We start from the raw sequence: 8,521 nt of genomic DNA, 5'->3' as shown, positions 1-8,521 counted from the left end.
CCTGACCAAATGATGTACCGGACAGGGGATACGTGCCGCTGGCTGCCGGACGGCAACCTTGAGTATGGAGGGCGTCGCGATCAGCAGGTGAAAATCCGCGGCTACCGGATGGAACTGGGCGAGATCGAAGCCTGCTTGCAGCAGCAGTCGTCGGTGAAGGAAGGAGTCGTTGTTGCCCGGGAGGATGGACAGGGGGACGCATACTTATGCGCCTACGTAGTAGCGGAAGGCGAACTGGACGCGGCGGAGCTGCGCCGCTGTATGGGGCAGCACCTGCCGGGCTACATGATTCCATCGTTCTTCGTGCCGCTGGATGAGCTGCCGCTGACGCCGAACGGAAAGCTGGATCGGCGCGGACTGCCGTCGCCAGAAGGACAAGCGGTCAGCGGTGTGGAGTATGTGGCGCCGCGGACGGAGCTGGAAGCGAGACTATGCGAGCTGTGGCAGCGTGTGCTTGGCGTAGAACGGGTCGGGGTGAAGGACAATTTCTTCGACCGGGGAGGCCATTCCTTGAAAGCGACGACGCTGGTGGCGCAGATGCACAAGGAACTGAACGTGAATGTGCCGCTGCGGACGATCTTCCAAACCTCGACGCTGGAGGAATTGGCGCAGACGGTTGCCGGGATGGAGCAGCAGCTGTACGCTGCGATCGAGTCGGTGGAGAAACGGGACTATTACCCGCTATCCTCGGCACAGAAGCGGATGTACATTCTGAATCAATTGGGCGGCGCAGAGCTTAGCTACAACATGCCAGGAGCGTACATGCTAGAGGGATCACTTGATGTGGGGCGTATGGAGCAAGCGTTTCGCCAGTTAATTGTCCGGCATGAATCTCTGCGGACTTCGTTTGCGATAGTTGCCGGAGAACCGGTACAGCGCGTGTATGAACGAGTTCCATTTACATTGGAAATGGAGCGTCTGCCGGAGTCGGACAGCTTATCAGAAGCGATGGCAGAGGAACAGATCGCCCGCCGGGTGAAAGCATTCGTGCGGCCGTTCAATCTCGAACAAGCGCCGTTGATGCGTGTGGGACTTATTGGAGTGACGGAAGGACGTCATGTTCTCTTGTTCGACATGCATCATATTATTTCTGATGGCGTGTCGATGGATATATTGGTACAAGAGTTTACTCGTTTGTATGATGGGGAGAGTCTGCCGGAACTACGGATTCAATATAAGGATTATGCGGTGTGGCAGCAGAAATTGTCTCAAAGCGAAGCGATGCAGCATCAGGAAGCATTCTGGCTGAACACATTTGCGGGTGACATTCCAGTGCTTGAACTGCCAACAGACTATGCGCGTTCGGCGGTAAAAAGCTTTGAAGGGGATGCCATATATTTTGATATCGCTCCAGCGGTAACCGTTGGTTTGCAGCAGATTGCCGCGAAGACGGGAGCTACGATGTATATGGTGCTGTTGGCTGCATATACGACATTGTTGGCCAGGTATACGGGCCAAGAGGACATTGTGGTAGGCACGCCGATCGCCGGCCGTCCGCATGCGGACTTGGAGCCACTCATTGGGGTCTTTATCGGCACATTGGCACTGCGCAACTTTCCAGATGGCTCGCAGACTTTTACGGCATTCGTACGTGACGTGAAGGAACGTACGTTGCAGGCATTTGAGAATCAGGACTACCCGTTTGAAGAGCTGATAGAAAAGCTGGATGTGCGCAAGGATCTAAGCCGTAGCCCGTTGTTTGATACGATGTTCGTCATGCAAAGTGCGGAGGAATCAGAGATTGGAATTCATGAGCTGCAATTCATTCCACGAGGAACCGGACACATTGCCTCAAAATTTGATGTGAGTTTTTTTGCTGGAGAATCGGAGGCTGGACTTGTCTGCATGCTGCAGTTCTGCACTGCCCTGTTCCGCAAAGACACGATGGAGCGCATGGCCGACCATTTTGCTCAACTGCTGCAGGAAGTCGCTGCAGACCCAGAAGTACGCCTTGATGAAATCGAGATGTTCCGGGACGGTGAGCGCCAGCAGCTTTTGGTTGAATTTAATGACACCCAGCGTGGCTATCCGAAGGAGAAAACGATTCACGAGCTGATCGAAGAGCAGGCGGGTAAATCACCGGAGCGAACAGCGGTCGTATTCGGAGAGAAGCGGTTGACGTATCGGGAACTGAATGAGCGCGCCAATTGTTTGGCGAGCGTACTGCGGACGAAGGGGGTAACGGCGAATCAAATAGTCGGACTGCTTGCTGAGCCTTCGTTGGAGATGATTACGGGCATGCTCGGCATTTTGAAGGCGGGCGGCGCATACTTGCCGCTTGATCCGGAGCAGCAGAACGAAAGACGGGAGCATATGCTCGCGGACAGCGGAGTCAAACTGATTGTTACCCATCACAGTTGCGGAATCTCGATCCAACGTCCGTGCGATGTCGTGTATATCGATGATGAATGGGCAGAGACGGTGAATACGATTAGTGTGGCGGATACTCCGCTGTTTTCCGTCAGCACGTCCGAGGATCTTGTATATGTCATCTATACTTCCGGTACGACAGGAAAACCGAAGGGAGTACCGATTAAGCACCGCAGCCTCGTCAATTACGCAAGCTGGTTTGCGGATCGTATCGGATTGAGTGCCGAAGACAAGACGGTACTTGTTTCTTCGTATACGTTTGATTTGGGATATACGGGCGTGTTTTCTTCCCTGATAAGTGGGGGAGAACTGCATTTGATGGACAAGGAACAATATGTCAATCCAAAGCAATTGTGGTCGTATATCAGGGAACAAGACATCACGTACTTGAAACTGACCCCATCCTTGTTCCATGTGCTCGTTGGTAGCGAGCTTGATCGGAATGTTATCGAAGGCGAATCACTACGTTGGATTGTTCTCGGGGGCGAAGCGATCAAGGTCGAAGACGTAGAGCGCTATCGCCAGCAAAATGAACATGCGCAATTCATGAACCATTACGGTCCGACGGAAGCGACGATCGGCTGTATTGCTCAGTTGATTGATGAATCTCAATGGGAAGCCTACAAGCATCAGCCGATCATCGGCCGGCCAATTGCTAATACCGAAGTGTATGTCGTCGATAAGCAAATGCGCCTGCTGCCGATAGGCATTGCCGGCGAAATCGTAATAGGCGGAGCCGGTCTGGCGGAAGGCTATTTACACCGGCCGGAATTAACCGAGCAGAAGTTTGTCAGGACAAAGTGGTCAGAGAGCGTATTGTACCGAACCGGAGATATCGGACGCTATTTGTCCGATGGGACGATCCAACTGTTCGGGCGAAGCGATGAACAAGTAAAAATTAGGGGCTACCGAATTGAACCTGGCGAAATCGAAAGCCATCTGCTGCAGCTTCAGGGGATCACTGCAGCGGCGGTCATTGCATGGGGCGAATCAGCCGAGCCTTCGCTATGCGCTTATTACGTATCTGACATCCATTATACTGCCAGCGAGATTCGAACCTATTTAGCATCAAGCTTGCCAAGCTACATGATCCCGTCCTTCTTTGCACCGTTGAATGAAATGCCGCTTACGCCTAACGGGAAACTTAATCGCCGCGTGCTTCCGTCGCCGGAAGGTGCCATTGATACAGGCGTGGAGTATGTAGCGCCGCGGACGGCGTTGGAAACAAAGTTGACAGAGGTGTGGCAGCGGGTGCTTGGTGCGGATCGGATCGGGGTAAGAGACAACTTCTTCGATCTAGGGGGCCACTCGCTGAAAGCGGTGACGCTCGTGGCACAGATGCACAAGGAGCTGAACGTGAGCGTACCGTTGCGTACCGTATTCCAGGCGCCGACGCTGGAGGAACTGGCGAAGGTGATTGCAGGAATGGAGATGCAGCTGTACGCGTCGATCAAGCCGGCGGCGGCCCAAGAGTATTACCCGGTATCCTCGGCGCAGAAGCGTTTGTATATCCTCCATCAATTGGAGGGAGCAGAACTTAGTTACAATATGCCGGGAGTATATACGGTAGAAGGGCCATTGGATGTGAACCGGGTAGAGCAAGCGTTTGCTGAGTTGATTGCGCGTCATGAATCGCTGCGTACCTCGTTTGAAATGGTGGGTGGTAAGCCGGTACAGCGCATACATGAGCAGGTTACGTTCGTCTTGGGGTTTGAGAGCTTGCCGGAGCAAGTACGTCAAACGGAAGCGAAGGAAGCATACATTTCGCAGCGGGCGAAGGCGTTCATACGTTCATTTAATCTAGAGAAGCCACCTCTACTGCGGGTAGGACTGATGGAAGTGGAAGAGAACCGTCATCTGCTCCTGTTCGATATGCATCATATTATTTCCGACGGGGTTTCGATGAACGTGCTTGTTCAGGAATTTGCGCGTTTGTATGAAGGAGATAGTTTGCCGGAGCTGCGGATTCAGTACAAAGATTATGCGGAATGGCAGCAGTCGCTGATCCACAGCGAGTCGATGCGGAAGCAGGAAGCGTTCTGGCTGGAGACGTTTGCGGGGGACATACCGGTACTGGACATGCCGTTCGATTATGTACGTCCGGCTGTGCAAAGCTTCGAAGGGGACGATATTACCTTTGATGTTAGTTCAGAGGTGACTGCAAGCTTGCAGCGAATTGCTGCAGAGACCGGAGCGACGATGTACATGGTGCTGCTGGCGGCGTATACGGCACTGCTGTCCAAGTATACGAGACAGGAAGATATCGTCGTCGGCACGCCGATTGCGGGACGGCCGCATGCGGATCTGGAGTCACTGATCGGAATGTTCGTCGGTACGCTGGCGATGCGGAACTACCCAGAGGGGGAGCGGACGTTCACGGAGTTCGTGAGCGATGTGAAGGAGCGCGCGCTGAAAGCGTTCGAGAACCAAGACTATCCGTTCGAGGAACTGGTCGAGAAGCTGGATGTACGCAAGGATTTAAGCCGCAATCCGCTATTTGACGCGATGTTCGCCATGCACAATACGGGGTCGACGGAAGTCCGGCTCGGGGGGCTGGAATTTGCCCCTTACGGGACGGGGCCTACGGCGGCCAAGTTTGATCTGACTCTGCATGCTTTTGAAACGGATAACGATGGCAGCCTTACGTTTACGCTGCAATATCGGACGGCGTTGTTCCGCAAAGAAACGATGGAACGGATGGCGAACCACTTCACCTGTTTGCTGCAGAGTGTCGCGGATCAGCCGGAGCAGCTGCTAAGTGAGCTCTCCATTTTGCCGGAGCCGGAGCGCCAGTGTTTGATATACGGATTCAACGATACCAAAGCCGCTTATCCAGAAGCGAAGACGATTCATGGGCTGTTTGAAGAGCAGGTGGAGAAGACACCGGAACGGGTGGCTGTGGTGTTTGGGGAAGAGCGATTGACGTACCGGGAGCTGAACGAACGGGCGGATCGTATGGCGCGGGTACTGAGGCAGCAGGGCGTGCAGCCGGACGATCTTGTTGGTCTGCTGACGGAGCGCTCCCTAGACATGTTGATTGGCATTATTGGGATCTTGAAAGCTGGAGGCGCGTATGTGCCGCTCGACCCGGATTATCCGGAGGAGCGGATTCGATACATGCTGGAGGATTCCGGGACGACTCTGCTCGTGACGCAGAAGAAGCTGACCGAGCTCACCGGAATGTTCGCAGGAAAGATACTTTATGTGGAAGACGAGCTAGTAGATGAGCTGTACACGGCCAATCCGGCTAAGGTGGAGAAGGAGCCAGCGTCGAAAGCGGACTCGTGCACAGCAGCTACAAGCTCATGGTATGGCAATGAAGAGCGAAAGGCTCGGGCAGACCATTTAGCGTACGTCATTTATACGTCGGGGACGACCGGAAAGCCAAAAGGAGTATTGATCGAGCACCGTCAGGTTGTGCGGCTGCTGTTCACGGATCGGTCACGGTTTGACTTCGGGGACACGGATGTATGGACGCTGTTCCATTCGTACTGCTTCGACTTCTCCGTATGGGAGATGTACGGGGCGCTGCTGTATGGAGGCAAACTGGTCATCATCCCGAAGCAGACGGCGCAGGATCCGGCTGCCTATTTGCAAGTATTGAAGCAGGAACAGGTCACGATCGTGAATCAGACGCCGACTGCCTTCTATCATCTGGCAGACGCAGAATTGCGATGCGCGGACAAGCGGCTCAGCGTCAGAAAAGTGATCTTCGGAGGAGAAGCGCTGGAGCCATTGCAGTTGAAGCGGTTCCGCGAGAAATATCCGGAGACGCAGTTAATCAATATGTACGGCATTACGGAAACGACGGTACACGTCACATACAAAGAATTGACGGCGGACGATATCGGGCTAAGCAAGAGCAACATCGGGTCCCCGATTCCGACGTTAACGGCGTATGTGCTGGATGCGGCGCGGCAACCGGTGCCGATCGGCATCCCAGGCGAGCTGTATGTGGGCGGAGCCGGTATAGCGAGAGGGTATCTGAACCGTCCAGAGCTGACCGCCGAGCGGTTCGTGGCGAATCCATTTATTACGGGCGAGCGCGTATACCGAACTGGGGATTTGGCGCGGTGGCTGCCGGATGGGAACCTGGAATATTTGGGCCGTATCGATCATCAGGTGAAAATCCGCGGTTATCGGATCGAACTCGGGGAAATCGAGACGCAGCTGCTGAGGCACGAGCAGGTAAAGGAAACGATCGTGCTGGCTCGCAAGAGTTCCACCGGAGACCCGCATTTGTGCGCCTATGTGGTCGTGTACGGAGAACACGGAGAGCTGGATGTAGCGGAGCTGCGCCGTTACTTGGGGCAGCACTTGCCGAGCTATATGATTCCGTCATTCTTCGTGGAGCTGGAGCGGATGCCGCTGACGTCGAACGGAAAGATCGACCGTCAGGCGCTGCCGTCGCCGGAGGGACACGCGGTAACGGGCATAGAGTATGTGGCGCCGCGAACCGAGCAGGAAGCACAGTTGGCGGAGGTATGGCAGCGGGTGCTGGGCCTCGATCGAGTCGGGGCGAAGGATAATTTCTTCGACTTGGGAGGCCATTCGCTGAAAGCGACGACGCTGGTGGCGCAGATGCATAAGGAACTGAGCGTGAATGTGCCGCTGCGGTTCGTCTTCCAGTTCCCAACGCTGGAACAAATGGCGCAGGAGATTGCTGGCATGGAGCAGCAGTTGTATGCAGCGATCGAGCCCGTAGAGGCAAGAGCGTATTACCCGCTGTCCTCGGCGCAAAAGCGGATGTACATCCTGAACCAGTTGGAAGGAGCAGCATTGGGCTATAACATGCCAGGGGCATACACGATAGAAGGAGTGCTCGATGCGAACCGGCTGGAGCAGGCATTCTGCGGATTGATTGCCCGGCATGAATCGCTGCGGACATCGTTTGCCATGGTGGACGGAGAACCGGTGCAGCGCGTGCATGAGCAGCTTCCGTTTGCGATAGAAGTGGAGCGTCTGACGGACGAGAGCGACTTGCCGGAAGAGGAGGCGATCGCTCAGCGAGTGAGCGCATTCGTGCGTCCGTTCGATCTGGAACAGGGGCCGCTGCTGCGCGTAGGTCTTATCGAATTATCCCGCGAGCGACATCTGCTGCTGTTCGATATGCACCACATTATTTCGGATGGGGTATCCATGAATGTGCTGGTGCAGGAGTTTGCGCGTTTGTATGAGGGAGACAGCTTGCCGAAGCTGCGGATCCAGTACAAGGACTATGCAGTCTGGCAGCAGAAGCTGGCGCAAAGCGAGAAGATGAAGGAGCAGGAAGCGTTCTGGTTGGAGACATTTGCAGGGGAGATCCCGGTACTGGAGCTGCCGACGGACTATGCGCGCCCAGCGGTACAAAGCTTTGTGGGGGACATGGTAACCTTCGAGATCAGTCGCGATGTTACCGAAGGACTGCAGCGGATCGCGTCAGAGACGGGAGCGACGATGTACATGGTACTGTTAGCGGCGTATACGGCGCTGCTATCCAAGTATACGGGACAAGAGGATATCGTCGTCGGCACACCGATCGCGGGTAGACCGCATGCAGACTTGGACAACTTGATCGGGATGTTCGTCGGTACCTTGGCTCTGCGGAATTATCCGGCAGCGGACAAATCGTTTATGGAATTTTTGTACGACATAAAAGAAGAGACGCTCAAAGCACTTGAGAATCAAGATTATCCGTTCGAAGATCTGGTAGAAAAACTGGATGTGCAAAAAGATTTAAGTCGAAATCCGCTGTTTGATACGATGTTTGTCATGCAAAATACGGATCACGTGGAAATTCGACTCAGCGGGTCGGAACTTGCATTGTATAGTAGGGAACATGTATCAGCGAAATTTGACCTGACACTAAATGCAACGGAAACAGAACGGGAGCTTGCGTTCAATCTTCAATACCGGACATCCTTGTTCCGCAAAGACACGATGGAACGTATGGCAGCACACTTTACATGTTTGCTGAAGGCCGTAGCGGAGCAGCCGGAGCAGCGGATAGGTGAAATCTGCATACTGCCGGAGCAGGAACGCCAGCTTCTGCTGCACGGATTTAATGCTGCGGAAGCCGATTATCCACAAGCGAAAACCATCCATGAGTTGTTTGTGGAGCAGGTGCGGAGGACGCCGGAACAGGCGGCGATCGTGTTCGGAGAACACCAAA

General features: G+C 54.4%; 1 protein-coding gene. It reads left to right on the top strand.

All coding sequences use genetic code 11. The features are described from left to right. Window positions 1-8,521, top strand: an 8,521-nt coding sequence (locus AZ66_RS23505; protein ID WP_044357079.1) for an amino acid adenylation domain-containing protein, incomplete at both ends; no start/stop codon positions are given.

Source organism: Paenibacillus sp. E194, from assembly GCF_000935845.1.
Taxonomy (GTDB): Bacteria; Bacillota; Bacilli; order Paenibacillales; family Paenibacillaceae; genus Paenibacillus_B; species Paenibacillus_B alvei_B.
This window is presented reverse-complemented; position numbering and strand designations above follow the sequence as displayed.